The sequence below is a fragment of the Deinococcus radiopugnans ATCC 19172 genome (assembly GCF_006335125.1).
In the GTDB taxonomy this organism is placed as follows: domain Bacteria; phylum Deinococcota; class Deinococci; order Deinococcales; family Deinococcaceae; genus Deinococcus; species Deinococcus radiopugnans.
Map to the genome: position 1 here is coordinate 1 of NZ_VDMO01000070.1, position 985 is coordinate 985.

Below are 985 nucleotides of genomic sequence, written 5' to 3' on the forward strand. Positions count from 1 at the left end.
GGCGCGGAACAGCTGTGCCATGCGCTGCGGTGGAACCTGCCCGAGTTACCTGAGTTGGTCAGGCTACTGAGCACGCCGTTTCACGCATCAGGAGCGGCTTGAAGCTAAGATGTCCGGTACAGAGCAAGAGCTGTAAAAGCAGAAACGCAGGCCCACACGATCAATACGGGCTCTTGGCTTCGCCGCCTGAATTGTTGCCATGACCGCAAGGGCGAAAGACTCCTGTAAGAAACCTCCCACTAATCTGTACTCAAGCAAGGAGGGGAGACACCCGCACCTGCAAGCCATGAGTAGGCAGGCCGGACCATACATACATCATCCGGCAGGCCGAACAGCGCAAGGAGAACCACCATGAAGAACAACACCCAAGGCTTCACCCTGATCGAGCTGCTGATCGTCATCGCCATCATCGGGATTCTGGCGGCGGTTCTGCTGCCCAACCTGCTGGGTGCCCGTAAACGAGCTAACGATATTGCGGCGCAATCTTATCTGCGCGAGGCTCAAACTCAGCAGGAAATCTACAATACTGATAATAACGCCTATCTCAACACTGCTGCCTCCATTGCTCCGGGCGCTACCCTCGCAGGATTGCCTGACCTGAAAAAAGCTCCTGCTAACGTCACTTTGACAATCGCTCCCGGCACACCCCCTACGGGGGTTGCAGCTAATAGCTGGTACATCATGACTGCTAAGAACAGCACCGGGACTAAAAATTACTGCGCTTATCCTTCCGGCACTACTTCCGTCCCGCTGGCATCCACTTGCCCCGCCGCTCCTTAAGCTTATTAATCCTTATGCCGCCCTTCGGGGCGGTTTTTTATTTCCTCAACATCTGGCGGCCTGCATCCTTCAGTCCAGCTAAGTAGATCGCGAATAGTTTTTAGATAAATTGAGCGTCCAGAATCGTTAAGGCCGCGTAGAGGGCCTTGCGCAATTCGGCGACAGTGTCATAGCAGCGCCTGGGCAGCAAAAATCCCTTAAGTCG

1 protein-coding gene is annotated in these 985 nt (G+C 54.6%); it reads left to right on the top strand.

The features are described from left to right. Positions 1–351 precede the first annotated feature (351 nt). A complete protein-coding gene (locus FHR04_RS21630; RefSeq protein ID WP_276341441.1) occupies positions 352–780 on the top strand; it encodes a type IV pilin protein in 429 nt (142 codons plus the stop codon). Positions 781–985 lie beyond the last annotated feature (205 nt).